The sequence below is a fragment of the Rhizobium hidalgonense genome, from assembly GCF_005862185.2.
GTDB lineage: Bacteria > Pseudomonadota > Alphaproteobacteria > Rhizobiales > Rhizobiaceae > Rhizobium > Rhizobium hidalgonense.
The window spans coordinates 3,293,764-3,317,195 of sequence record NZ_CP054027.1 but is presented as its reverse complement, the minus strand read 5'-3'; the positions used below and the strand labels follow the sequence as shown (position 1 = coordinate 3,317,195).

Annotated in this window: 25 protein-coding genes; 11 read left to right on the top strand and 14 right to left on the bottom strand. The window is 62.1% G+C overall.

The genetic code is table 11. The features are described 5' to 3' along the window. Nucleotides 1–17 precede the first annotated feature (17 nt). Nucleotides 18–1,316 (bottom strand): M16 family metallopeptidase, encoded by a 1,299-nt coding sequence (locus FFM81_RS16105; protein WP_003569808.1) that lies wholly within the window; start codon nt 1,314–1,316, stop codon nt 18–20. A 3-nt stretch (nt 1,317–1,319) separates the two neighbouring features. Continuing rightward, a complete protein-coding gene (gene thrC / locus FFM81_RS16100; RefSeq protein WP_025415521.1) occupies nt 1,320–2,744 on the bottom strand; it encodes a threonine synthase in 1,425 nt (474 codons plus the stop codon). A gap of 263 nt (nt 2,745–3,007) precedes the next feature. On the opposite strand from thrC, the gene FFM81_RS16095 reads away from it, so the two are divergent. After that, nucleotides 3,008–3,652, top strand: a complete 645-nt coding sequence (locus tag FFM81_RS16095) for a hypothetical protein (RefSeq protein WP_003569804.1) — start codon at nt 3,008–3,010, stop codon at nt 3,650–3,652. A 237-nt stretch (nt 3,653–3,889) separates the two neighbouring features. Here FFM81_RS16095 and FFM81_RS16090 read toward each other — a convergent pair whose 3' ends face one another. Beyond that, nucleotides 3,890–4,579 carry an HAD family hydrolase gene (locus FFM81_RS16090; RefSeq protein ID WP_003569801.1) on the bottom strand — a complete coding sequence of 230 codons (690 nt, stop codon included), beginning with the start codon at nt 4,577–4,579 and terminating at the stop codon, nt 3,890–3,892. A gap of 158 nt (nt 4,580–4,737) precedes the next feature. Next, a complete protein-coding gene (locus tag FFM81_RS16085; RefSeq protein ID WP_173883793.1) occupies nt 4,738–6,126 on the bottom strand; it encodes an MFS transporter in 1,389 nt (462 codons plus the stop codon). Nucleotides 6,127–6,244: 118 nt separating this feature from the next. Between FFM81_RS16085 and FFM81_RS16080 the strand changes: the two genes are divergently transcribed. Beyond that, nucleotides 6,245–7,141, top strand: a complete 897-nt coding sequence (locus tag FFM81_RS16080) for a LysR family transcriptional regulator (protein WP_138385122.1) — start codon at nt 6,245–6,247, stop codon at nt 7,139–7,141. An 86-nt stretch (nt 7,142–7,227) separates the two neighbouring features. Here the strand turns inward: FFM81_RS16080 and FFM81_RS16075 are convergent, their stop codons facing one another. From FFM81_RS16075 to FFM81_RS16060, 4 genes are all read right to left on the bottom strand, one after another. Continuing rightward, nucleotides 7,228–9,054: a methyl-accepting chemotaxis protein gene (locus FFM81_RS16075; protein WP_138385123.1), complete on the bottom strand. Its 1,827-nt coding sequence runs from the start codon at nt 9,052–9,054 to the stop codon at nt 7,228–7,230. A 211-nt stretch (nt 9,055–9,265) separates the two neighbouring features. Further along, a complete protein-coding gene (locus tag FFM81_RS16070) occupies nt 9,266–9,709 on the bottom strand; it encodes a hypothetical protein (protein ID WP_003569793.1) in 444 nt (147 codons plus the stop codon). 9 nt (nt 9,710–9,718) lie between these two features. Beyond that, on the bottom strand, nt 9,719–10,063 hold the full coding sequence (locus FFM81_RS16065; RefSeq protein ID WP_025415525.1) for a hypothetical protein: 345 nt from the start codon (nt 10,061–10,063) through the stop codon (nt 9,719–9,721). Nucleotides 10,064–10,115: 52 nt separating this feature from the next. Beyond that, nucleotides 10,116–10,688 (bottom strand): hypothetical protein, encoded by a 573-nt coding sequence (locus FFM81_RS16060; RefSeq protein WP_003569788.1) that lies wholly within the window; start codon nt 10,686–10,688, stop codon nt 10,116–10,118. Nucleotides 10,689–10,970: 282 nt separating this feature from the next. On the opposite strand from FFM81_RS16060, the gene FFM81_RS16055 reads away from it, so the two are divergent. Then, entirely contained in the window at nt 10,971–11,192 is a 222-nt protein-coding gene (locus FFM81_RS16055; RefSeq protein ID WP_138385124.1) for a hypothetical protein, read from the top strand. Nucleotides 11,193–11,463: 271 nt separating this feature from the next. Here FFM81_RS16055 and FFM81_RS16050 read toward each other — a convergent pair whose 3' ends face one another. After that, nucleotides 11,464–12,021 (bottom strand): dihydrofolate reductase family protein, encoded by a 558-nt coding sequence (locus FFM81_RS16050; RefSeq protein WP_173883821.1) that lies wholly within the window; start codon nt 12,019–12,021, stop codon nt 11,464–11,466. A gap of 320 nt (nt 12,022–12,341) precedes the next feature. Further along, entirely contained in the window at nt 12,342–13,028 is a 687-nt protein-coding gene (locus tag FFM81_RS16045) for an ArsR/SmtB family transcription factor (RefSeq protein ID WP_138385126.1), read from the bottom strand. A 95-nt stretch (nt 13,029–13,123) separates the two neighbouring features. Between FFM81_RS16045 and FFM81_RS16040 the strand changes: the two genes are divergently transcribed. The 3 genes from FFM81_RS16040 (at nt 13,124) to FFM81_RS16030 (ending at nt 15,064) form a co-directional block, all read left to right on the top strand. Then, nucleotides 13,124–13,453, top strand: coding sequence for an NIPSNAP family protein (locus tag FFM81_RS16040; RefSeq protein WP_003569781.1), 330 nt, complete (start codon nt 13,124–13,126; stop codon nt 13,451–13,453). After that, nucleotides 13,450–13,800, top strand: a complete 351-nt coding sequence (locus FFM81_RS16035) for an antibiotic biosynthesis monooxygenase family protein (protein WP_138385127.1) — start codon at nt 13,450–13,452, stop codon at nt 13,798–13,800. Before FFM81_RS16040 ends, FFM81_RS16035 begins: the two co-directional genes overlap by 4 nt. Nucleotides 13,801–13,909: 109 nt before the next feature. Next, on the top strand, nt 13,910–15,064 hold the full coding sequence (locus FFM81_RS16030; protein WP_138385128.1) for a site-specific DNA-methyltransferase: 1,155 nt from the start codon (nt 13,910–13,912) through the stop codon (nt 15,062–15,064). A 112-nt stretch (nt 15,065–15,176) separates the two neighbouring features. Here the strand turns inward: FFM81_RS16030 and FFM81_RS16025 are convergent, their stop codons facing one another. From FFM81_RS16025 to mutY, 3 genes are read right to left on the bottom strand one after another with little or no spacing between them, the layout of a single operon-like run. Next, complete coding sequence (locus tag FFM81_RS16025) at nt 15,177–15,542, bottom strand: nuclear transport factor 2 family protein (protein ID WP_025415530.1); 366 nt, start codon at nt 15,540–15,542, stop codon at nt 15,177–15,179. A gap of 5 nt (nt 15,543–15,547) precedes the next feature. Continuing rightward, nucleotides 15,548–16,162 (bottom strand): HAD family hydrolase, encoded by a 615-nt coding sequence (locus FFM81_RS16020; RefSeq protein WP_138385129.1) that lies wholly within the window; start codon nt 16,160–16,162, stop codon nt 15,548–15,550. Between the two features lie 2 nt (nt 16,163–16,164). Further along, nucleotides 16,165–17,265, bottom strand: coding sequence for an A/G-specific adenine glycosylase (gene mutY / locus FFM81_RS16015; RefSeq protein ID WP_138385130.1), 1,101 nt, complete (start codon nt 17,263–17,265; stop codon nt 16,165–16,167). Between the two features lie 107 nt (nt 17,266–17,372). Here mutY and FFM81_RS16010 point away from each other — a divergent pair, with 107 nt between their 5' ends. Continuing rightward, nucleotides 17,373–17,864: a DUF721 domain-containing protein gene (locus FFM81_RS16010; protein ID WP_003569770.1), complete on the top strand. Its 492-nt coding sequence runs from the start codon at nt 17,373–17,375 to the stop codon at nt 17,862–17,864. Nucleotides 17,865–17,969: 105 nt separating this feature from the next. Here the strand turns inward: FFM81_RS16010 and FFM81_RS16005 are convergent, their stop codons facing one another. Continuing rightward, nucleotides 17,970–18,413 (bottom strand): RbsD/FucU family protein, encoded by a 444-nt coding sequence (locus FFM81_RS16005; protein ID WP_003569767.1) that lies wholly within the window; start codon nt 18,411–18,413, stop codon nt 17,970–17,972. Between the two features lie 239 nt (nt 18,414–18,652). Between FFM81_RS16005 and FFM81_RS16000 the strand changes: the two genes are divergently transcribed. Genes FFM81_RS16000 through FFM81_RS15985 form a run of 4 tightly spaced genes read left to right on the top strand, consistent with a single transcriptional unit; the run spans nt 18,653 to nt 23,120 of the window. After that, complete coding sequence (locus FFM81_RS16000) at nt 18,653–19,657, top strand: LacI family DNA-binding transcriptional regulator (protein ID WP_003569764.1); 1,005 nt, start codon at nt 18,653–18,655, stop codon at nt 19,655–19,657. Between the two features lies 1 nt (nt 19,658). Next, the gene (locus tag FFM81_RS15995; protein ID WP_097537282.1) at nt 19,659–21,146 is read left to right on the top strand and encodes a sugar ABC transporter ATP-binding protein; all 1,488 of its coding nucleotides are present in this window, start codon (nt 19,659–19,661) and stop codon (nt 21,144–21,146) included. A gap of 13 nt (nt 21,147–21,159) precedes the next feature. Further along, nucleotides 21,160–22,092, top strand: coding sequence for an ABC transporter permease (locus tag FFM81_RS15990; protein ID WP_003569761.1), 933 nt, complete (start codon nt 21,160–21,162; stop codon nt 22,090–22,092). Between the two features lie 26 nt (nt 22,093–22,118). Further along, nucleotides 22,119–23,120 (top strand): substrate-binding domain-containing protein, encoded by a 1,002-nt coding sequence (locus tag FFM81_RS15985; RefSeq protein ID WP_003569758.1) that lies wholly within the window; start codon nt 22,119–22,121, stop codon nt 23,118–23,120. The last annotated feature ends 312 nt before the right edge of the window (nt 23,121–23,432 follow it).

The window sequence follows — 23,432 nt, the reverse complement described above, 5'->3', positions numbered from 1 at the left end:
GCAGGACGAACGCCGGCTCAGCGGCCGGCCTGCATCGTCTTCGGTGCCGGGACCGAAAGCGAAGCGGTGATGTCTTCCATCGGCGCGAGCTGTTCCAGCGGCCCGATCGCCGAAAGCGTCGGCACCGTGTCGTAGAACAGCCGGCCGGCGAGATCGGTCAGCCGGTCGATAGTGATGCCCTCAAGCCGTTCCATCATCTCCGTATTGGAGATCGGCCGGCCGTACAGCATCATCTGCCTGGCGATCTGGCCGGCGCGCGAGGCCGGGCTTTCCTGGCCCATCAGCAATTGGGCGCGGATCTGGGCGCGGGCGCGCTCGATTTCCTTCTGGTGGATCTGCTCGGCGGATTTGTGCAGCTCGTCGATGATGACGGGCACCAGCTCCGGCAGGTTTTCGCCGCCGGTCGCCGCATGAATGCCGAAGATGCCGGTATCGGAAAAGCCCCAGTGGAAGGCATAGACGGAATAACAGAGGCCGCGGAATTCGCGCACTTCCTGGAACAGCCTGGAGGACATGCCGCCGCCAAGGATATTGGCAAGGATCTGCGAACAGTAGAAATCGCGGGCGTGATAGGGTTTGCCCTCGAAGCCGAGCAGGATCTGCGCGTCCATCAGGTCGCGCGGTTCGCGCACGCTGCCGCCGATATAACGCGCCGCTTCCATCACCGGCGGCGCGGAAGGCGCAGTCGGCAGGCTGGCAAAACGATCCTCGACCATGCGCAGGAATTCTTCATGCTCGACGGCGCCGGTGGCGACGACGAACATGCGATCGGTGGTGTAGTTGCGGCCGAGATAGGCGCGGATCTGCTGCGGCGTGAAGGAGACGACGGTCTCCGGCGTGCCGAGGATGGCCCGGCCGAGCGTCTGGTCGCGATAGGCTACCTCGGAGAACCGGTCGAATACCACGTCGTCTGGCGTGTCGTTGGCGGCGTTGATCTCCTGCAGGATCACCTGCTTCTCACGTTCCAGCTCCTCTTCCTCGAAGGCCGATTCCGTCAGAATGTCGGCGAGGATGTCGACGGCGAGCGGTACGTAGTCCTTCAGCACACGGGCGTAATAGGAGGTCGTTTCGGTCGATGTCGCGGCATTGACTTCGCCGCCGACATCCTCGATTTCCTCGGCGATCTCACGGGCGCTGCGACGCGCCGTGCCCTTGAAAGCCATGTGTTCGAGCAGGTGGGCGATGCCGTGCTCGTCTTCCGTCTCGTTACGCGATCCCGATTTGATCCAGACTCCGAGCGCAACACTTTCAAGGTGCGGCATGGTTTCTGTCACTACTGTCAGCCCGGATTTCAGCCGGGTGCACTCAACTGTCATTGGCTATCTTTCTGCGCCTGCCGTCGTCTTGCCGCGGGCGTGTTTGCCGATAAAGGTCTCTACGGCTTTCAGGTCCGGTTCGATGATCTGGAAGCGCTCCTCCCTGTGCATCAGATCAGCAAGCCACGTCGGAAGCGCCGGGTCAATACCGCAGGCCGATTTTACGGCGGCGGGGAATTTCGCTGGATGCGCGGTCGAAAGCGTCACCATCGGCGTATTCGGCTTTTCCTTCTTCTTGGCGACGAAGACGCCGATCGCCGAATGCGGATCGAGCAGATAGCCGGTCTCGGCATGGGTCTTGCGGATCGTCTCGGCCACTTGCCTCTCGCTGGCGCGGCCGGCCCGGAAGTCGCGGCGGATCGCCTTCAGCGCTTGGCTGCCGATCTCGAAACCGCTGGATTGCTTGAGGCTTTCCATCGCCGCGCGCACCTTCGATGCGTCGCGACCATAGGCTTCGAACAGCAGCCGCTCGAAGTTCGACGAGATCTGGATGTCCATCGACGGCGACGTGGTCGCCTTGACCGCCTTCATGTCGTAACGGCCGCTCTTCAGCGTCCGCGCCAGAATGTCGTTTTCGTTGGTGGCGATAACAAGCCGGTCGATCGGCAGGCCCATGCGCTTGGCGCAGTAGCCGGCGAAGATATCGCCGAAATTGCCTGTCGGCACCGTGAACGAGATCTTCCGGTCCGGCCCGCCGAGCGCCACCGCCGCGGTGAAATAATAGACGATCTGGGCCATGATGCGCGCCCAGTTGATCGAGTTGACGCCTGATAGATTGACCTTGTCGCGGAAGGCCACGTCGTTGAACATCGCTTTGACGAGGTTCTGGCAATCGTCGAAATTGCCCTCGACGGCCAGTGCATGCACGTTTGACGACGTCGAGGTCGTCATCTGCCGCTGCTGCACCGGCGAGACCTTGCCGTGCGGGAAGAGGATGAAGATGTCGGTGCGCTCGCGCCCTGCAAAGGCGTCGATCGCCGCGCCGCCGGTATCGCCCGAGGTGGCGCCCACAATCGTCGCCCGATCGCCGCGCTTTTCCAGCGCATAATCCATCAGCCGCGCCAGCAGCTGCATCGCCACATCCTTGAAGGCGAGCGTCGTGCCGTGGAACAGCTCCATGACGAAGCTGTTCGGCCCGGTCTGGACGAGCGGCGCGATCGCCGGATGGCGGAAGGTGCCGTAGGCCTCGTCGATCATCGCCCGGAAGGTCGCCTCGGGGATCTCGCCATTGGTGAAGGGCGACAGGATGGTAAAGGCGATCTCCTGATAGGTCTTGCCCCTGAGCGCCCGGATCTGTTTCTTGGAAAAGCTCGGCCATTCCCGGGGAACGTAGAGCCCGCCGTCGCGCGCCAGCCCGGTCAGCAGGGCATCGCAAAAGCCGAGGGCAGGGGCCTCGCCGCGGGTCGAGATATAGTCCACGTTCGTCATCCTTGATCTATCGCTGAAGGAAATCCGGCTGGGTCGAGTCGAGGCCGGATCCGTCGGAAACCGGCAAGGGGCTGCCTTCTGGCCACACCATCGCCGTTATCTTGTTGAAGTTGCCCGCATCCGGCGGCGAAAAGTGCATCAAAACGGCGCGTACCCAATCGATTTTTGTTTGCGCCGCTGATATAGACCATCGCAAACCGTCATGAAAGGCCTCGCGGAAAAGACATGGGGCCTCCAAGAAACGCTTGTACAAGGGATGGAATATGGTGCTCGGCAAGGTCTCGCGTCTCATCGTCTCCGCATCTGTTCTTGCCCTGCTCACTGGTTGCAACTCGCTCGGCATAGGCGGCGATAGCAAGTCGGCTGCGCCAGCGCAGGCCAATGGCACCGCCCAGATCATGCCGCTGGCGCCCGCCAACCCATCCTCGAACAATCCTTCGATCGGCACGGCCAAGACGGCACAGGGCGCCGTCGCTCCCGTCGTCCAGGGCGCCTGCCCGCAGATCTTCATGCGTGACCAGGATGCGATCTTCCGCACCTATGCCAAGGGCAAGAAAGACGATCCGCAGCAGATCGTCTTCCAGGCTTCCTTCGGGGATTACACCCGCCAGTGCACGCTGAACGAAACGAACCTGACGATGACCGTCGTCGCCCAGCTGCGCCTCATCACCGGCCCGGCCGGCAATCCTGGCGCGGTGACCCTGCCGATCCGCGTCACCATCGTCGACGGCGAGACCGTGCTCTATTCCGAGGTCACCAAATTCCCGACCGAGATCCCGGCCGGCGCGCCGGGCACCCAGGTGATCTTCCGCAAGGACGGCATCAAGATGCCGGTCGGCGCCGGCGCCCTGGTGCGGGTCAACATCGGCTTTGACACTCAGCCGGCAAAGACCAAGAAGAGCAGCTGAGTTATTCCCGGGCACACGGGAGCAGTTCTACGCGACGTGAGGCAAAGAGAAAGAGCATTTCCTGACGTGAAGAAGGGGCATTGCTCGTTCCAGAGGTCTCGCCTCTTGCCAATCGTCCCCTTCAACCTCCGTCAAGCCCGAGGATGACGGAACGTGGGGAGGGCTTGAGAGCAATACAGTAAAGTGCCGGTGCGATAGCAATTGTATGCTCCGCGATGCCGTTAGCGCCTCGGGCCTCTACAAAACGCCTTCCCAGGCCGCCAGCGCGGCAACAACGCCCGGCAGGTCGTTCATGCGGGAAATCGCCGTTTCGGCGCCGGCATCGGTCAGCTTGTCTGCATGGGCGGGATAGCTGTGCGAGGCGCCGGTGAAGCCGATGACGCGCATTCCGGCGGCGCGGGCCGCATGCACGCCGTGCACGGAATCCTCGACCACAACAACCTTGTCGGGCGAAACCCCCATCTGGCTGGCGCCGTGCAGGAAGATGTCGGGTTTCGGCTTGGCCCGGTCGGGGCCGAGATCCTTGGCGGAGAAGATATTCGGCGCAAACAGCGGCTTCAGCCCCACCTTGCTCAGCATCATGTCGAGCCGCTTGCTGCTCGAATTCGAGCAGATGCAGCGCTTCATCGGCAGCCTGGAGACGGCGAATTCGACGCCAGGAATGGCCTTGACGTCATTCGCCAGCCTGGTGTCGAGCAACTGTTCTGACTTCTCAAGCAGCGAGGCCGAAAACGGGATGCTCGCTTCGCGCTCGATCTGCAGCAGGATGTTGCGCCATGTCATGCCGGCGAAACGCTCGCCCATTTCTTCGACGCCGATCGGATATCCGGCCTCCGTCAGCAGCGCGGATTCGACTTCCGCGGCGATGATTTCCGAGTCGACGAGTACGCCGTCGCAGTCGAAGATGATGAGGTCGAAGCCGTCCATATGTTCACGCCTTGCTGAAAGTCTGGGTCTTGTCCGGGAATGCTGCGGCTTTACACGATGCCCGGTCAAAGCTCAACCTGATCCCGAGCATGGCTGCGATGCGGCAAGCGACCGGCTCCGTGAACCCACTTCACCGAACGAACGTAAAGCGCGCTCGTTCAGCTCGCTCCAGCCTTTCCCGCCACTTCGTAGCGCGCACGGCTCAGGCTGACCAAGCTTGATATGGCAGCGCAGCTGGCGGCAATGACGATCGCAAAGTTGAGTGCGGTCGACAGCGGCAACGTTGCGAAGGTGATCGACATGGAGATCCCGCCGAGCGTCTGGCCGAGAAGCCGCGCCGTGCCCTGCATGGCGCCGGCCGCACCGCTTCTGGCTTTGGGTGCGGAGAGAAGGAGAATGCGGTTGTTCGGCGTCTGGAACAGTCCGAAACCGAAGCCGGCGAGCACCGTGCCGACGAGAAAAGCGATGCCTTTCGGGTCGGGCGGGGTCAGGCCCGCCACCAGAAGGCCGAGCGCCAGCAGCGCCCCGCCGATGGCGCAAAGCCATGCCGTCTTGACGCGGTTTGCCAAGCGCCCCGAGATCGGCGCGATGATCGCGGTCGCGGCCGGCCAGGGCATCATGTAGAGCCCGGCCTGAACCGGCGTCATGTGCAGCGTGTGTTGCAGATAGAATGGGAGCGCGATGGTGCTCAGCATCTGGCCGCAGAAGCAGCATATCGAGGCGATGACAGCCACGCGGAATGCCGGTGTCGCCAAAAGGTCGGTCGGGATGAGTGGGACGTCGCTGTTGCGTTCGAGGCGCAGCAGGCCGAAAAGACAGGCGAGCGACGCCGCGATGAGGGCGGCACCGCTGACCGGCGCGGTCGCAATTCGATCGGCGCCGGAGAAGAACAGGATGAACATCGCCGTATTGGCGAGCAACGCCTTGACCTTCAGCTTCCGCTTCGCGCCTTCGACGTGTCCCAGCAGGCCGCCGCCGAAGAGAACGAGAATGCCGAGCGGTATATTGACCGCAAACAGCCAGGGCCAGCTGGTGACGGAAAGGATGGCGCCGGCAATGCCCGGACCGGCAGCAGACGAAATGGCGATGACCATGGCATTGATGCCGATGATCGGGCCCAGCATGTGCTGCGGCAAGGCCTGGCGCAGGTTCATCATCGCCAATGCCATGATCGCGCCGGCGCCAAGCCCCTGGGCGAAACGCGCCAGGATCAACAAGGGCAGGTCGCCGGCCAGGGCACAGGCCGCCGACGCGGCTGTAAACAGCGCGACGCCGATCAGGAAAACCCGCCGCGCGCCGTAGATTTCGCCGAGCGCCCCACAGGGAAGAATGGCGACGAGCACGGCCAGCTGATAGGCCGAGACGACCCAGACGGTGCTCTCGGCTTGCGCCTGCAGTGAAAGCGCGATCGAGGGCAGGGCGACGTTGGCGATCGCACCGTCCAGAACGACAAGAACAATCGTAAGAAGCAGTAGGGCAACGGCCAGATACCGGCGCGGCGACGCCAGGCCGTCTTGAGCGATCGGGGCGGTGTAGGTGAGGGACATGGGAACTCCTCGGCGCTTATGGGATGGCCGATTCATTAGCCCTCGTCGATCTCCTGCGCCAGACGCAACTGAAGCAATTGACCGTTGCGTATGGCGCCATGCCTGATAGGATTGGGCCATGTCCGATCTCGATTTCAATCTGCTGGTGGCGCTCGATGCGCTGCTGCGCGAACAGAGCGTCTCGGCCGCCGCTCGCCGGCTTGGCCTCAGCACATCGGCCATGAGCCGGACGCTGTCGCGCTTGCGGATGGCGCTCGGCGATCCGATCCTCGTGCCGGCCGGGCGCGGCATGGTCGCCACACACCATGCCTTGGCGATTGCCGAAGAGGTGCAGGTGTTAAAGGACGCCGTGAAAGCGGTGCTCAGCCCGCCATCGCCCGTGGAGATCCGCGAGGTGCGCCGCCACTTCACCATCCGTGCCAACGAAGCCTTCGTGCTTCTTTACGCCGCCGACCTCAGCGCCGCCGTGACCAACGCCGCGCCGGGGATCAGGCTTCGCTTTGCGCCGAGATCGGACAAGGACGTTCAGGCTTTGCGGGACGCGGCGGTCGATCTGGATATCGGTGTGCTCCCGCGCGACGGCGGCGAGCTGCGCTGCCAGACCCTGTTCGAAGATCGGTTTGTCGGTGTCGCCAGGGCAGGGCATCCGATCTTCGATGCCGGGATAACGGCTGAACACTATGCCGCATTGGGCCATGTGGTCTTCTCGCCGCACGCAGACTATGTCGGCCCGGTCGACCGGGCGCTCGCCGAACTCGGCCATGAGCGTGATGTCAGGCTGATCGTGCCGAGCTTTCCGGCGGTCATTGCCGTTGCGGCGGCATCCGATCTGATCGGCTCGGTTCCAAAGTCCTATTGCAAGTCCGCTGTGATAAGCGAGATCAGGACCTTCGACCTGCCGGTCGCCGTGCCGGGTTTCAACATCGTCCAGGCTTGGCACCCTCGCATGGATGCAGATCCCGCGCATCGCTGGCTGAGGGCGCTGATTTTCGAGACGTTCCACTCAATGAGCTGAGTGAGCCCAGCCAAAGCTAGCGCTGCGCCCGGTTTCGCTGGAATGAGCGATCGTGTCCAGGCGCAGCGCTTTTTTCAACGAAGCCGTCAAGCGGCCCACTGCGCGCGGCCGGCTGCAGATTGAGCCGAATCCGTCGCACGGAGCTTGAACCGGGACACGAGTTCCCGAAGCTTGGCGGCCTCCTGCGCAAGCTGACCGGATGCGGCAGTCGATTGCTCGACCATCGCGGCGTTCTGCTGGGTCACCTGGTCCATCGAATTGACGGCGGTATTGACTTCGGCAAGGCCGGTCGACTGCTCCCTTGCCGATACGGCGATGGCATCCATGTGCTGGTTGATGCGGGCGATCTGCTCGCTGATCGCGCTCAGAACCTGGCTGGTGTCGAGAACCAGCTTGACGCCGCTTTCCACTTCCACCGACGATTTCTGGATGTGGCCCTTGATTTCCTTTGCCGCCTGCGCCGAGCGCTGGGCGAGCTCGCGAACTTCCTGGGCCACTACCGCAAAGCCCTTGCCCGCCTCGCCGGCGCGCGCCGCTTCGACGCCGGCATTCAAGGCCAGCAGATTGGTCTGGAAGGCGATTTCGTCGATTACGCCAATAATGCTGGAGATCTGCTGCGACGAGGCCTCGATGCGGCGCATGGCTTCTTCGGCATGCGACACGACCTCCGCGGATTTGGCGGCGTTGCGGTTGGCGTCCGTCGCCTCGGTGCGTGCCTCGTCGGTGCGTTTGCTCGAATTCGAGACATTGGCGGTGATCTGGTCGAGCGCTGCGGCGGTTTCTTCGAGAGACGCCGCTTGCTGCTCGGTCCGTTTCGACAGATCGCCGGCCCCGGATGCGATTTCCCTTGTGCCATCGTCGATCGCCGCAATGGCAGCCGCGATAGCGCTAAGCGTCTGGTCGAGCTGCCTGGTCGACATGTTGAAATCATGCCGCAGGCTCTCGAAGTCAGGGGCGAAGGGCTCTTCGATCTGGAAGGCGAGATCGCCTGCGGCAAGCCGCTTCAAGCCGGCGGCAAGCCCCGAGGTCGCTGCCCGCAGCCGTTCGGCGGCATCCTCGTCAGCCTGTTTGCGGGCTGTGATGCGCTCGGCTTCGCCCTGCAGGCGGGCTGTCTCGGCGTCCTGTTCGAGTTGCTTGTTGGCAATCGCCGCCTGGCGGAAAACTTCGACGGCCGATGCCATCGCGCCGATTTCATCGTTGCGGCCGATTGCCGTGCTGGCGATGGCAGTGTCGCCGCCGGCGAGCCTTTGCATATCGGTGGAAAGGGCGAGGATGGGTTCGGTGACGCTCTTGCGTGTCAGGAAATATAGGCCGATCGCGAAGGTGGCGGCCAGGGCCAGAATTGCTTTCAGAATCATGCCCACCGAGGCTTTTACCTCAGCGCTGCGCTTGGAAATATCGTCGGATGTCGCGGTGATCTGATCGCCGGTCTCTTCCATTCCCGTTTCCAACGCGGAAAACTGCGCCATGAATTCGGGCAAGGCTTTCAATGCCGCCGCCGGGTCCTGACCGGCAAGATCGATAATCTTCGTGGCGCTTTCGACATAGGCAATGAGGGGTGGTTCAATACCGGCAAGGATGGTTTTGGTCTTTTCGTCGGTGGCCAGAGCTCTATTGGCGTCGACCATCTCCCGGAACGATGCCTTGTGCTCCGCCAGATCCGCCTTTACTGCACCGGCGTCGATGCCGGCGGCCGGGTTAGACGCCAACATGGCAGCCAGCACGTCGGCGCGCAGCGCGTCATGCATCATATCTGCCTGCATGTGGTTGCGCAGAATTTGCGCTGACTGGGCGACATCGGCGCTGTTTGCGGAGAGGGTGGACGCGGACCAGATGCCAACCTCTGTGGCGCCGCCGGCCAAAGCGAAAATCGCGATGCTTGCAATGATGATCTTATTCTGGATCGACGCCATGATGGGGCTCTCACGTTAATGTAGAACCTGAGAATATCGAAACATGCTTAATGATTTCTCAGCACGGCGCGAAGCCGCGTAAAAACAAGAGGTTGCAGATGTGGACTCATTCGATGAAGGGTTGAATGCGCAGCGGGATTGGCTTGGAGAAGGGCCGGCTGCAATCGCGCCAAACAGGGGCTCACCTCTGTCTCGAGGCGAGCCCATCAACTTATTGTTGCGGCAGAATGATCTTCTGATTGGTGGTGTTCTTGACCGGCTTCTCGCCGGGCACATGCGACATGGTGCGGGTCGTGCTATCAAGCGTCTCGCCGTCGGTGCTGGTCTTGGTGCGGGACTTGCTGAATGTACCTTTGTCGACGGCCTGGGCTTTGGTCTGCGCTTTGAGCTTGTCGCCATTGTCGTTGATACGGGTCTTGCTTTGCGCCTTGCCGTCGGTGGTGGCGGCACTGCCGCCCGAGCCGATCGAGGAGGTCGTGCCGTCGTCGGTCCGACAAGTGCCCGCCGTTCCCACAGAGCTCGCCGACGTGCCGCCTGCCGAAGCGCTGCCGCCCGTTCCCACAGTTCCGGCCGCCTGGCAATCCTCTGCAAGAACTGCCGAACTCGAGGCGAGAAGCGCGATCGCGGCGGCGGCGATAAGGTTGAGATGTTTCATGGTCCTCTCCTATTTCGTCGGTTTCGTCATTGAGCAGGTTCCGTCGGAGCGTTTGGTGATGACGGTGCCGTCAGGCCGGGTGATGCTCGCGGTGGAAAAGCTGTCGACGCTTCCCGAGCCGGCCGAAGACCCGGCGGAGGCGGATGACGAGGAGGAGCCGGCCGTGCCGCTGCCGGTGGTGGTCGATGAGGAGACATGGCCGTTGCCCGCCGTCACGGTGGTGGACGAACCGCCGGCCTGTGACTGGACGATCGTGCATGTCGTTCCATCGTCGAGCTTGATCTCCTCCGACATCGTCTGCCCGGCGATCAAGACCAGGCAAGCGCTCAGTGCGATTGTGGAAAATTGGGTCATTGTCTTATCTCCAAGGGTTTGGCCGACGCCGCAAAGGCGCCGGCCGATACCGTCAGCAGCCCTTGGTGCCGGCGGCATCCTTCTTGACCTGGCCAGGTGCGCAGCCCTTCTTGCCCTTGCTGTCGTGCGAGGTTCCGGCCGCAGAGCCGCCGGTGCCGACAGTGCTGCCCGTCTTGTCGCCATCCGCAGACGAAGCACCGGTTCCGACACTCGAGGCCGAGTTCGCGTCGCCCGAACCCGCGGCAGAACCACCGGTGCCCACCGAACTGCTCGAGGTACCGCCGCCGGCCGACGAACCACCGGTGCCGAGCGTCGACGCAGAGCCCGAGCCGGATCCGGAGCCGGAGGCAGAGCCGCCGGTGCCCACCGTGCTGCTCGAGGTACCGCCACCAGCCGATGAGCCGCCGGTGCCGACCGTCGATGACGAACCGGAATTGCAGTTGGTTGCGCCGGCCGGGCAGGTGCCCCCGGCAGAGCTGCCACCAGTACCGACGGTGCTGCTCGCAGTTCCGCCGCCGGCTGACGAACCGCCGGTGCCGACCGTGCTTGACGATTGAGCAAAGCCGGAAACCGTCGTGCCGGCCAGAAATGCCGCTGCCAATGCGAGATGTGTTACCTTCATCATGATGTATTCCTCCGTTTGTTTTTGAGCTGCTATTGCATCCGGAGTGGATGGATAGCTGCCTGACAAACTTCGGTTAAACCTCACTGTTCCTCTCCTAAGCCCTCAGTCGGATAGGCGCCGGACCTTGGTCTGGCCGCGCCGGTATAGGTTATCTTCGAGCAAGACGGGGCGCTTTCCGATCTGCCCGGCTGGCCGGATTGAGCGATCTCGGACGGCGCCACACCCTCGTCATTGCGGGCTTACGGGCTTGGGCGTACCATGCCAGGCAATAGGAGAGGGACCATGACGCTGTCAGCTCTTGTTCGACTGGCGGCAGCCGTAGCGCTGCTATTTGCCTTCATACCCACCGATGTCACTGCCAAGGGCAACCACAGAAGCTGTGCAGAGCTGCAGGCGATGAAGGATCATGGTCTGACCGGCGGAAAACATGCCGGAGATGGGCCCGAAAAGAGGGCCAAGATCGAACGGAAGATGAGGAAGAAGGGCTGCTCGACTAGGCTATAGGTCGCCTACGAAAGCCGCCGACGGATGCCGCTCTGGCAGCCGACCTCCATTGCAGAGACCGAAGGGAATTCGACCGGGAGGTGCGCAGCAGCCTGTTACCCAGCGGGCGCGAGATCGATGAAATCCGCATGATCACCGGCTTATCACGAGGCGAGCAGGCGGGGAAAGCCGGCGGGCATGTCGAGCCGCTTGACTTGGAGCCTATAGTCCATAGGGCCCTCCGTGCCTTGATGCTGGCGACCACAAATGAGTGACGGCTGGGTCGGCGGGCTCAGCGGCGGACGCGGTAGCGGATGTGCGTGGCCTCGGGTGTATCGATCACCCGAACGATCTCCAACTCGACGCGCGATGGCAAGACTTCGAACAATCGGCGGCCACGTCCGAACAAGACTGGAACCTGGTGTATTTGCAGTTCGTCGAGCACGCCAGCTTCCAGCGCCCGTTGCGCCGTATACGCGCCAAGCATCAACACGTCCCGGTCCCCAGCGGCGGTCTTCGCCTGCGCCATTGCGCTCGCGATCCCGTCGCTCACGTATTTGACCAAGGGATAATTCGCGACGGATGGCCCGGGCGGCCTGTGACTGGGTACGAAGATCGGCACACCGTGATTGTCACCGCCCCAGTGATCGACCTGCTCCACGGTTCGCCGACCCGCCAGAATCGCACCTGGCGCGTTCCATTCGTCCCACAATTGTCCCACGAGTCCGGTCGGTCGGCAAAAATCCCCGTACCACTCGTGCAACCGCATAAAGTCGTCGCCGCCGGGATTGCCCACTTCATCGTTGGGCCCCGCGATATACCCGTCCAGTGACATGGACATGAAGAGCACTGATGCAGACACTTTTATCTCCTATGGTCTTTTTCCAAACTGGGGCGGACGGTCTTGATGTTCCCAAGGACGCTCGAACGGCGCTGACGCCGACATCCCGAAGACGGATTTTGGGTACTGCCCTATCTCACAAGGGGTCGAACCATGCTCGAGCCGACTGGTTTGGTCCGGCTCCCTATCCGGGAACCCTATTCCGTCACACAATGGGATCAGACAACCAGGATATAGGCGGGTCGACTAAGGAAGGTGAAAAGAGGGCGGGTGCCTAAAGCAGCACCAGCCGGGACTGCGCCGGAAGCATGTGCAGATCCGCAGCAAACCTACGCTTCCACCGGAAACAGCTTCAGAAACCGCCGGTCGCCTTCCGGAGAAAACATGATCGAGCGGCTTTCCGCCGTGCGCCGCGCCCAGCCCTTGTCGAGGAAGCTTGAGAGCAGGGCCTTGCCGAGGCTCCCGGCAAGATGGGCACGTCTTTCGCTCCAGTCGAGGCAGGAACGGCAGAGCGGCCGGCGCGACGATCTGAGATCGCCGACATTAATGCCGATGCGCTTCAGATCGCTTTCGCCTTTTTCGGTCAGCGCCAGGCCGTCTCCGATCGCGTCGATCGCGCCTGACGCAATCAGGCTGTCGAGCATGCGCACGCCGTAATCGCCCGCCAGGTGATCGTAGCAGATGCGCGCCTTGCGCAGCGCCGGCTCCTTCGGCCCCGGCCGGTGGCGCAGATGCCCGCGTCCGGCGGCAAAACCCATCATGCTTTCGATCAGCCGGGCGACGGCCTCGTCGGCCAGCGTGAAATAACGGTGGCGCCCCTGTTTGCGCTGGGTTAGCAGCCCGCCGGCTTCGAGCTTGGCGAGATGCGTGCTTGCCGTCTGCACGGTGATGCCGCCGACGCCGGCAAGCTCGGTCGCCGTCAGCGCCCGCCCGCCGGTCAGCGCCGCCAGCATGTTGGCCCGCGCCGGATCGCCGATCAGCGCGCCGATTTGCGCAATGTCAGGTCCTTCCTTCATAGTTCGATCGTAACCGAAGCATCGCCGTCCGGCAATGTGCGAAAACGGCCCCAGGAGAGCACTGAGAGAGCACTGAGACAGCAAAGGAGAAACCGATGATCACCTGCTTCATTCGCTACGAAATCGACCCCTTCAAGAAGGAAGCCTTCGCCGAATATGCCCGCAACTGGGGCCAGGCGATCCCTCAGAATGGCGCCGACCTGATCGGCTATTTCGGTCCGCACGAGGGTTCGGCGACGACGGCTTATGGCGTCTACAACATCGAAAGCCTCGCCGCCTACGAAGCCTATCGCGCCAGGCTGGCCGCCGACCCGCGCGGCCGCGACAATTACGAATTTGCCAGACGCGAAGGCTTTATCCTGAAGGAGGACCGCATCTTCCTCAAAAACGTCTCCGCCCCTCACGCCAAGCTGGTGCTGCCATGATCGCCGTCATTTTCGAAGTCGTGCCCTATATGGGCGAACGCCACAAATATCTCGATCTGGCCGGCGAATTGCGCGGCGAGCTGGAAAAGATCGACGGTTTCCTCTCGAGCGAGCGTTTCGAGAGCCTGACGACCCGCGGCAAGCTTTTGTCGCTCTCCTTCTTCCGTGATGAGGAGGCCGTGAAGGAATGGCGCAATCTCGAGGCGCACCGGGCCGCCCAGCAAGCCGGCCGCGGCGGCATCTTCGCCGATTACCGCCTGCGCATTGCCAGTGTGGTGCGCGATTACGGCATGTTCGAACGCGAGGAAGCGCCGGCCGACAGCCGTGAGGTTCACGATGCGGCTTGATCGAAAGGCGCAATAAAATCCCAAAATCGGCCACGGCTTCAGGCTTTGGTAACTAAGTTGGGTAACCATAACGGAGAGTTAAGCGTCAAGCGTATGAGTGAGTATCAGAATGGCATCAGTTTTTCCGCTTGCCGACCTCAAGGCTTCCGTCAAGGCGGATTCCCGGCCGGGATCTAGGTCGGACTCTTGGGTCGACACGATCATCAAGGGCGATTGCGTCAGTGCCCTCGAGGCTTTGCCCACCCACTCCGTCGATGTCATCTTCGCCGACCCGCCGTATAACCTCCAGCTCGGCGGAACGCTGCATCGGCCCGACCAGTCGCTGGTCGATGCGGTCGATGACGAATGGGATCAGTTCGCTTCGTTCGAGGCCTATGATGCCTTCACCCGCGCCTGGCTGCTCGCCTGCCGCCGCGTGCTGAAGCCCACCGGCTCGATCTGGGTGATCGGCTCCTATCACAATATCTTCCGCGTCGGCGCCACGCTGCAGGATCTGAATTTCTGGATCCTGAATGACATCATCTGGCGCAAGACCAATCCGATGCCGAATTTCAAGGGCCGCCGTTTCCAGAACGCCCACGAGACGATGATCTGGGCAAGCCCGAATGCCAAGGCCAAGGGCTATACCTTCAACTACGATGCGATGAAGGCCGCCAATGATGACGTGCAGATGCGCTCGGACTGGCTCTTCCCGATCTGCAACGGCAATGAGCGGCTGAAGGGCGAGGACGGCAAGAAGGTGCATCCCACCCAGAAGCCGGAAGCCCTGCTTGCCCGTGTGATCATGGCCTCGACCAAACCCGGCGATATCGTGCTCGATCCTTTCTTCGGCTCGGGAACGACGGGCGCCGTCGCCAAGCGCCTCGGCCGCCACTTCGTCGGCATCGAACGCGAACAGGATTATATCGACGCGGCCGCAGCCCGCATCGCCGCCGTCGAGCCGCTCGGCAAGGCGGAACTGACGGTCATGACCGGCAAGAAGGCCGAGGTTCGCGTCGCCTTCAACGTGCTGGTCGAAAGCGGCCTGATCAAGCCCGGCCAGGTGCTGACCGATGCCAAGCGCCGCTATAGCGCCATCGTCCGCGCTGACGGCACGGTCGCCTCGGGCGGCGATGCCGGCTCCATTCATCGTCTCGGCGCCAAGGTGCAGGGCCTCGATGCATGCAACGGATGGACCTTCTGGCATTTCGAAGACGGGCAGTCCCTGCGCCCGATCGACGATCTCAGGTCCGTCATCCGCAGTGATCTGGCAAAGGTGGAGTGAGCACCACCTTCGCAGGATCGAAATACCTTCTTCCGGTTTCCTCCAGTTGCGGGAGAAGGCCAAGGCGCCCGAGGCTTCAACCTCGGGCGTCTTCTATTTCTGAGGTGCTGTTTCAGAAATCCTTGTAATCGGTAACCTCGACCCGCGTGATGCGGCCGTCTTCATTGAAGGTGATCGTCTCCTCGCCGTCGCGCACCAGCGGCTTGCCGGTCTGGCTGTGAGTGGCCCTGAGCGACCAGACGGCACGACCGGAAAGCGGCGTCAGGCTTTCCACCAGCGAATTATCCGCTGTCTGATCGGGATAATCGTCGAAGTAACGACGGAAGGCGGCCATGATCTCGGCACGGCCGGAAAGGCTGCCGACGCCATTCGAGACATAGGTGGCATTCTCGGCGAAATAGGCCTCGATTGCGGGAAAATCCAGCGCGTTGATGGCGGCGTGGAAGCGTTCGATTTCTTCTGCCGGGTCGAAAGCCATGGGTCTCAGACCTTCACGCCATAGGCAGCGAGATCGCTGCGCAGCTTTTCAGCGCCCCAATACAGCACCGCATTCCAGCCGTAGGCCTTGGCGCCTTCGACATTGACTGGCGCGTCGTCGATGAAGATGGTCGCCTTGGGATTGAGGCCGAAGCTCTTCGTATGGGTTTCGTAGATGGCGATATCCGGCTTGATCAGGCCGACATCGCCGGAGACGGTGACGCCGCGCGGTTTGGTCAGGAACGGGAAACGTTGCTGCGCTTCGCGAAACGTGTCGGAGGCGAAATTGGTCAGCATGGTCACGTCGCGGCCCTCGGCGATCAACCCTTCCATGATCGCAACGCTGTCCTCATAGGCGTGCGGCACCATCTCGTGCCAGTATTTGCGGAAGGCGCGGATGTGCTCTTCGCGGGCCGGGTGCTCAGCGATCAGCAGCGCTTCGGCTTCCGCCCAGGTGCGGCCGCGGTCCTGCTCGATGTTCCAGTCATGGGTGCAGATATTGGCGAAAAACCAGTTGCGCTCGCTCTCATCGGGGATGAGGCGGCTGAAAGGAAGATGCGGATCGTAGTGAATGAGGACTTTGCCGATGTCGAAAACAATATGCTGTATGTCGGTGGTCATGGTCATCCCTTGGATGTTTTGAACGCAAGTGGAATAGCCGCTGCGATCGCTTTTTTCATGATGGTCGGCAGCGCCTGGGCTTCAAGATTTGTAACCGGCTCCCACCATCCGTCATTCGGGCCGTCATCCCGGGCGACCTGGCCGGCGATCGCGGCGCGCCAGATCGAAAGTCTGAGCTCGAAATGGGTGAAGACATGGATGACGGTGCCGGAGAACTGCCATGCCGCCTCGAACGGCGCGGCGGAGACTGATGTTTCGCCGTCGAGGCGCGCCGTCCACGCCGTTGTCGGCACCTCGGTCATGCCGCCGAGCAGGCCGCTTTCGGCGCGCCGCCTGAGCAGGATCTCGCCATCGCCTGTTACCGCGATGAAAGCCGCGCCGTGGCGCACCGGCTTTTCCTTCTTCGCCGCCTTGACCGGAAAGAGTTCGGGATCGGAAAGCTTCAGCGCCTCGCAGCCGCCCCGGAACGGACAGAGCGAACAGGCCGGCCGCTTCGGCGTACAGATCGTCGCCCCGAGATCCATCATCGCCTGGGCAAAATCGCCGGGCCGCGCGGCCGGCGTCAGCAGCGCCACCTTTTCTCTCATCAGCGGCTTTGCCGCAGGAAGCGGCGTGTCGATCGCATAGAGCCTGGAGATCACCCGCTCGACATTACCGTCCATGACTGCCGCCGGCCGGTCGAAGGCGATGGCGGCGACGGCGGCTGCCGTATAGTCGCCGATGCCGGGCAGCGACTTCAGCCCTTCTTCGGTATCGGGAAAGATGCCGCCATATTCCCTAGCCACCGCCTCGGCGCATTTCTTCAGATTGCGGGCGCGGGCGTAATAGCCGAGCCCGGCCCAGGCGGCCATCACCTCGTCGTTCTCGGCCGCGGCAAGATCGGTCACCTTTGGCCAGCGCTGAAGAAACTTCTCGAAATAGGGTTTGACCGCCTGCACCGTCGTCTGCTGCAGCATCACTTCGGAAAGCCAGACGCGATAGGGATCGGTTTTGACGCCGCTCGCCGTCATGCCGGGCGACACACGCCAGGGCAGGTCGCGGTGGTGGCGGTCGTACCAGTCGAGCAGGGGCTTTGCTAAGGGCGTGTCGAGGGTGATCGTCATGATTTGCCGGGATCGGGGGAAGTGCCTATACTTGGCGAAGCAATGCCGCGCGATCAAGTCGGTCCCGTCAATTCCCTGTGCGATTGGTAGGGTGCCCAAGGTTTTCGATGAGTTATCCACGCAAAGGTGCAAAGCAGATTTCCGAGCTGGCGAACGGGCTGATCGATCCCGTCCTCGCGCGCCGCGCCGGCATCAACACGGCGCTGCTCGGCTCCTGGAGCGAAATCGCCGGCGAGGATTTCGCCGACTGCACCCGGCCGGAAAAGATCGCCTGGGCCCGCGGCGGCGATGAGACCGGCGGCTTCCGCCCCGGCGTGCTGACGATTGCCTGCGAAGGCGCGCGCGCGCTGTTCCTCACCCATGCCCAGGGCGAACTCATACAGCGCATCAATAGCTTCTTCGGCTTTTCCGCCGTCCACCAGATCCGCATCGTCCAGAAGCCGGTCTCCCAGGCCGTCCGCCGCTCCCGCACCCCGCCGCCGCTGAAGGGCGAAGCCGCCCGCAAGCTCGAAGGCATGATGGAAGGGATAGAGAACGACAAGTTGCGCCAGGCGATTGAGCGACTGGGGACGGCGGTGATGGGCAAGCGGGGACGATAAATGTGAGCGTGCTCGATCGGAGCCGATGAAATCCACAGGCGGACGAATCTCGCACAGGTCACGCCTTCAAGCGTTCCCGCGACCTGGAGACGTTTCAGACCATCGCTAAACCACACCCTTCTTCAGGATGAAATTTCCATAGGGCCGTGTTTCGCCCGTCTGAACCACCGCGAAGCAGGCTTCTGCGATCGGATAGTAGGCGAAGCGTTCGACGGGCTTGCTCTTGATGCCGCGTTGTTCGGCCGTCGAGCAAAGCAATTCCACATCCGAATGAACGGGCAGTAATATCCCGGCCTGATCCGGATCCTCCATGTGCATGAGCGGCTGTTCGACGAAATGGTCGAGCGGCATGACCGCTAGGATCGCTTCTATGGTGTCCGTGGCGCTGGCCGCGTTCATCGATATGAGTTTGCCGCTTACGGTCTTTTTCGACACGCGGGACCCCGAGAAATTCTTGTCGACGATGGCGATCTCGTCGCCATGGCCCATCGCGCTCAGTATCCACAAAAGATCCGGGCAAAGGATCCCGGGGATGTTTTTCAGTGCCATGTGAGTGCCTCCCTTCAGCCCTGTATACCACATAAACAGGCAAAGAAAACGCTTGCGCAAACGTTTCGATGATCATACTTTGGTTGTGACTGTTTCATTGGAGGATGAAACGGACAGCCAGCGACCGAAAGGCTGCGGCTTGTTCGGGATCGCCCGGACATTTCGATTTCGTTCGGAGGAGGCGACGCGGCGACAGCTTGAATCTGTTGCGTCGGGCGCGATGGGGGAGTTCTGCAATCATGGCGACAATCACTGACGTTGCACGCGTCGCGGGCGTCTCGGTCTCTACCGTGTCGCACGTCGTCAACGGCACGCGACATGTGAATGACGCGACGGCGGCGCTCGTCAGGCAGGCGATCGAAACCCTCGGATTCGTGCCGAATGCGGTGGCCCGGTCACTGGTGCGATCATCGACGGATGCCGTCGGTATCGCGATCTCGATCAGCACCAACTACTATTTCAACGATATCGTCTCCTCTATCGAAAGAGCCTGCGCCGCCATCGGCCAGCTCGTCTTTCTCTGCGACACGCAGAACGATCCGGAGACCGAGCTGCGGCTGGTCCGTGAACTTGTTCAGCGACGGGTGGATGGGGTGATTCTGGCTCCCTCCGGCGATCCGGAAAACCGCGCCATCGACTATCTCAAATCGTCTCGCATGCCCTTCGTGCTCGTCGACCGTCTGACGGTTGCCGATGCGGACGGGGTTTGCCTGGACAACGAGGCGGCCATGGAGACGCTGATCGACCACCTCGTGGGCCACGGCCACCGTCGCATCGGCCTCATCGCCGGCGAGCCCGGGCTGCTTTCCACGATCGAACGCGTGCGTGGATACGTCGGCGCCATGCGCAGGCACGGGCTGGAGATTGATCGCAGCCTGATGAGCGAAGGCAATGCCAACAGCGCGGATGCCCGCCAATCGGCGCTTGAGATCTTAAGTCGGGCGGACCGACCGACGGCGATCGCCTCGGGCAACAATCTGGCCACGATCGGCGTCATGCGCGCAGTGCGCGACCTTGGCTTGCGCATCGCTGAGGATCTGGCGCTGATCGGCTTTGACGATTTCGATTGGGCCGACTGCTTCGAGCCGCGGCTGACCGTCATGGCGCAGCCGAGCGAGATGATCGGCATGCAGGCTGCGGAAATGCTGTCCAGGCGGATCAAATCGGGCACGGAAGACGTGCGGCAGGTTCGTCTACCGGCAAAACTGGTAATTCGCCGCTCGTGCGGCTGCGGAGGGCATTGAAATGACGTCGGCATTGGCTCTTGCTGGGATCACCAAATCCTTTCCGGGCGTGCGGGCCCTGAAAGGTGTGTCGTTTTCTCTGCAGCCGGGAGAAATCAGGGCGTTGGTGGGTGAGAACGGGGCCGGAAAATCGACGCTGATGAAGATCCTTTCCGGTGCCTATTCCGCCGATGAGGGGCGTATCGAGCTTTTTGGGGAAGAGGTCCTCGATCCGACGCCAGCGGGAATGATCGCCCGGGGTGTTGCGGTTATCTATCAGGAACTGGCTCAGGCGCCGCACCTGACCGTAGCCGAAAACGTTCTGATGGGACGATTGCCGCGCAAGGGTGCCCTGATCGACTGGGGCGAAGCAAAGCGCCGGACCAGCGCGGTTGTCGACCGGCTTGGTTTCGATGTCGATCCAACAGCCCGGATCGGAACGCTTTCCGTTGCCAAACGACAGATGGTTGAGATCGCTAAGGCGCTGGCGCGCAACGCGAAGATCATTGTTCTCGACGAGCCGTCGGCGGTGTTGGCGCAGGCGGAGATCGACCAGCTGTTCCGGGTTGTCAGGCAGCTGGCGCGCGAAAGCGGCGTAGCTTTCGTTTATATATCGCATCGCCTGCGCGAAGTTTTTGAACTGAGCGACACGGTCACCGTTCTGCGCGATGGCACCGTCATCCACAATGGACCCTCTAACGGCCTGACGACGGACGATCTCATTCGCAGCATGGTGGGCCGGGACGTGGGCGACGTCTTTCCCAAGCGTACGCCCCGGATCGGCGAGGAAGCCCTGTCCGCCAGGGGTATTTCGACGCAAGCGCTGCTTAGAAACGTCAGCATCCACGTTCGAAAAGGCGAGATCGTCGGTCTGTTCGGACTGGCGGGCGCCGGCCGCACGGAGCTTTTGCGCGCCATCTACGGGGCCGACCCGCGCGATGCCGGCGACGTTAGCATCAACGGCGCCATGACCAGCATCGGTTCGCCGCGCGCCGGCATCAGCAAGGGGCTCGGTCTCGTGCCGGAAGACCGCAAGACGGAGGGCCTTTTCCTGATACAGAGCGTCGGCTTCAACATCATGTCGGCGAGCCTGGCGCAGATCGTCCGTTTCGGGCTTCTTTCTCTGCGCCGGGAGCGCAGAATAGTCAGCGGTCTCATCGAGCGGCTGCGGATCAGGACGCCGAATGCCGCGGCGGCGACGCAGAACCTTTCGGGCGGCAATCAGCAGAAATGCGTGCTGGCGAGGCTTGTCAGCGCCGGATGCGAGATCCTGCTGGCCGACGAGCCCACACGCGGCGTCGATGTGGGGGCCAAGCGCGAGATCTACGATCTGCTGGTCGAGCTGGCGGAAGCCCGCGGGCTGGCGATCGTCATCGCTTCTTCCGAATTACCGGAAATCCTGGGTCTGTGCGACCGGCTGTATGTTTTGAGAGAGGGCGAAATAACGGCCGAACTCGACGCACGCACCGCAACTGAAGAAGACGTCATGCACTTTGCGGCGCTACATTAATGAGGGGACTATAATGAAAAATCTTCCGCGCGGAACGGGGCTTGCCGGTGCATTGATCGGACTGATCATCGCCGCCTCGCTGATCTCTCCTCATTTCCTCAATCCCATCAATATTCTGAACGTTCTGAGGCAGGTCGCGCTCTATGGGATCCTCGGCATCGGCATGACATTCGTGATCCTCACCAAGGGGATCGATCTTTCGGTGGGCTCGATTGTCGCGCTGGTCGGCGTCACCGGCGCGGTCCTGATGGAACAGGGCATGTCCATCCCGCTGATGGTGCTGATCTGTCTGTCCATCGGCGCGCTCGTCGGCTGCGTCAACGGCTTTGGCATTTCCCACTTCCGCATTCCGGCCTTCATCATGACGCTGGGCTGCATGGTGATGGTGCGCGGCTTCGCGCTGATGATTGCCGACGGCGGAACCGTCAATCCGGGAAAGCTCGCCGACAGCTTCTTCGTGCTCGGCGGCGGCTATATTCTTGGCGTGCCGACACCGATCTATGTCTTTGCGATCGTCTGCATCATCGCTGCCATCGTGCTGAGCTTTACCTCGTTCGGCCGGGCGATCTATGCGGTTGGCAGCAATGAGGAAGCGGCGAGGCTGTCCGGTATCAATGTGCCGCTCGTCATTTTCAGCGTCTACATCATCTGCGGCGTGCTGGCGGCGCTTTCCGGCCTGATCTTCCTGTCCCGCCTTTCCGTCGGCGACCCGAATTCCGGTCTCGGCCTCGAACTGGAAGCGATCACGATCGCGGTGATCGGCGGCACGTCGCTCTTTGGCGGCGAAGGCACGGTTCTGGGCACGATGGGAGGCGCCATGGTGCTGGCAATCATCGCAAACATTCTCAATCTCGCAGGCGTTTCACCATTCTCACAACAGGTGGTGAAGGGCGGGATCATCGTTCTTGCCGTGCTGCTCGAAGCCGGAAGAAAGCCACGCAGCTAGCGTGTTAACCAGAGGGAGGACTTAAAATGCTCAATATCACCAGACGCATGCTCATTATCTCCGCCGGCCTCGCCACCGTCCTGACGGCGGCCCCCGCCTTCAGCGCGGACAAGATCGTCATCGGCTTCTCGCAGGCGAGCTCGAACTCGGCCCATCGCAACACGATGACCAAACGCAACCAGGCCTATGCCGCCGAACACTTCAAGGATGTCGATCTGATCGTCACCAATGCGGAAGGCAAGTCCGCGAAGCAGATTTCGGATGTCGAAAGCCTGATGGTGCAAGGCATGAAGGTTCTGATGATCTCGGCTCAGGATGGCGCCGCGATCGCTCCGACCGTCAAGCAGGTGCTGGCCGCCGGCATTCCGGTCATCACGCTCGAGCGCAGCCTCGATATTCCTGTCACGCTGCACGTCGGCCCCCACAACAAACCCATCGGCACCCTTGCGGGCAAGTACATAGCCGAGGCGCTGAAGGGCAAGGGCAATGTCGTGGAGATCAAGGGCGACCCGGCTGTCGCTCCCGCGGTTGAGCGCCACGAAGGTTTTGCCGAAGCCATCGCCGGCACCGAAATCAAGGTGATCGCCGAAACCCATGCCGACTGGGACCAGGAAAAGGCCCTGAAGTTCATGGAAGACACGCTTCAGCGTTTCCCAGCCGGGCAGATTCAGGCCGTTTACGCCCATAACGACAACATGGCTTTTGGTGCACTGCGGGCGATCCAGGCGGCAGGCCGTGACAAGGAAGGCATCCTCATCATCGGCATCGACGGCGAGAATGCCGCCATCCGCGCCGTTGCCAAGGGCGATCTGACCGCGACCTTCACCTACTCCACCGTCGCGCCTGAAGGCGTCATTGCCGCGCATGCGCTTGCCACCAACGACACGGCAGCGCTGGAAAAGCTTGGAACCTTGACCAAGAAGGACGACGGCTCGATGGAAATCGAGATTGCGTCAAAGATGATCACCAAGGAAAATGCAGCCGAGTTCTTCTGCAAGGGCTTCGGCGACGACCCTGAATGCAAGTGATCCGGTAGACTTCGAAGTCCGGCGCGACAATAGAAGCGCCGGACTTTCGTTTGAGATCCGAGAATTCACAAGCTCGCGAGTGACAGGAAATTCGACTCTGCCCGAGGGATAGGCGCTAGCGCGGGTTCTTCCGATCCACGTGTCCGCCAGCCGGAGCCATGGATCCCAGGCTCAAGGCCTGGGATGACGGAGATTAAGGAGGGCGACAGCCTGGAGGGGCACCGGGCTCCGCTTGCGCCCGAGCAGCCGAGCGAGAGCTTGGGAACGCGCATGCTCTGATTGGCAACCGCCGCGATGTCTATCGATGAGTCC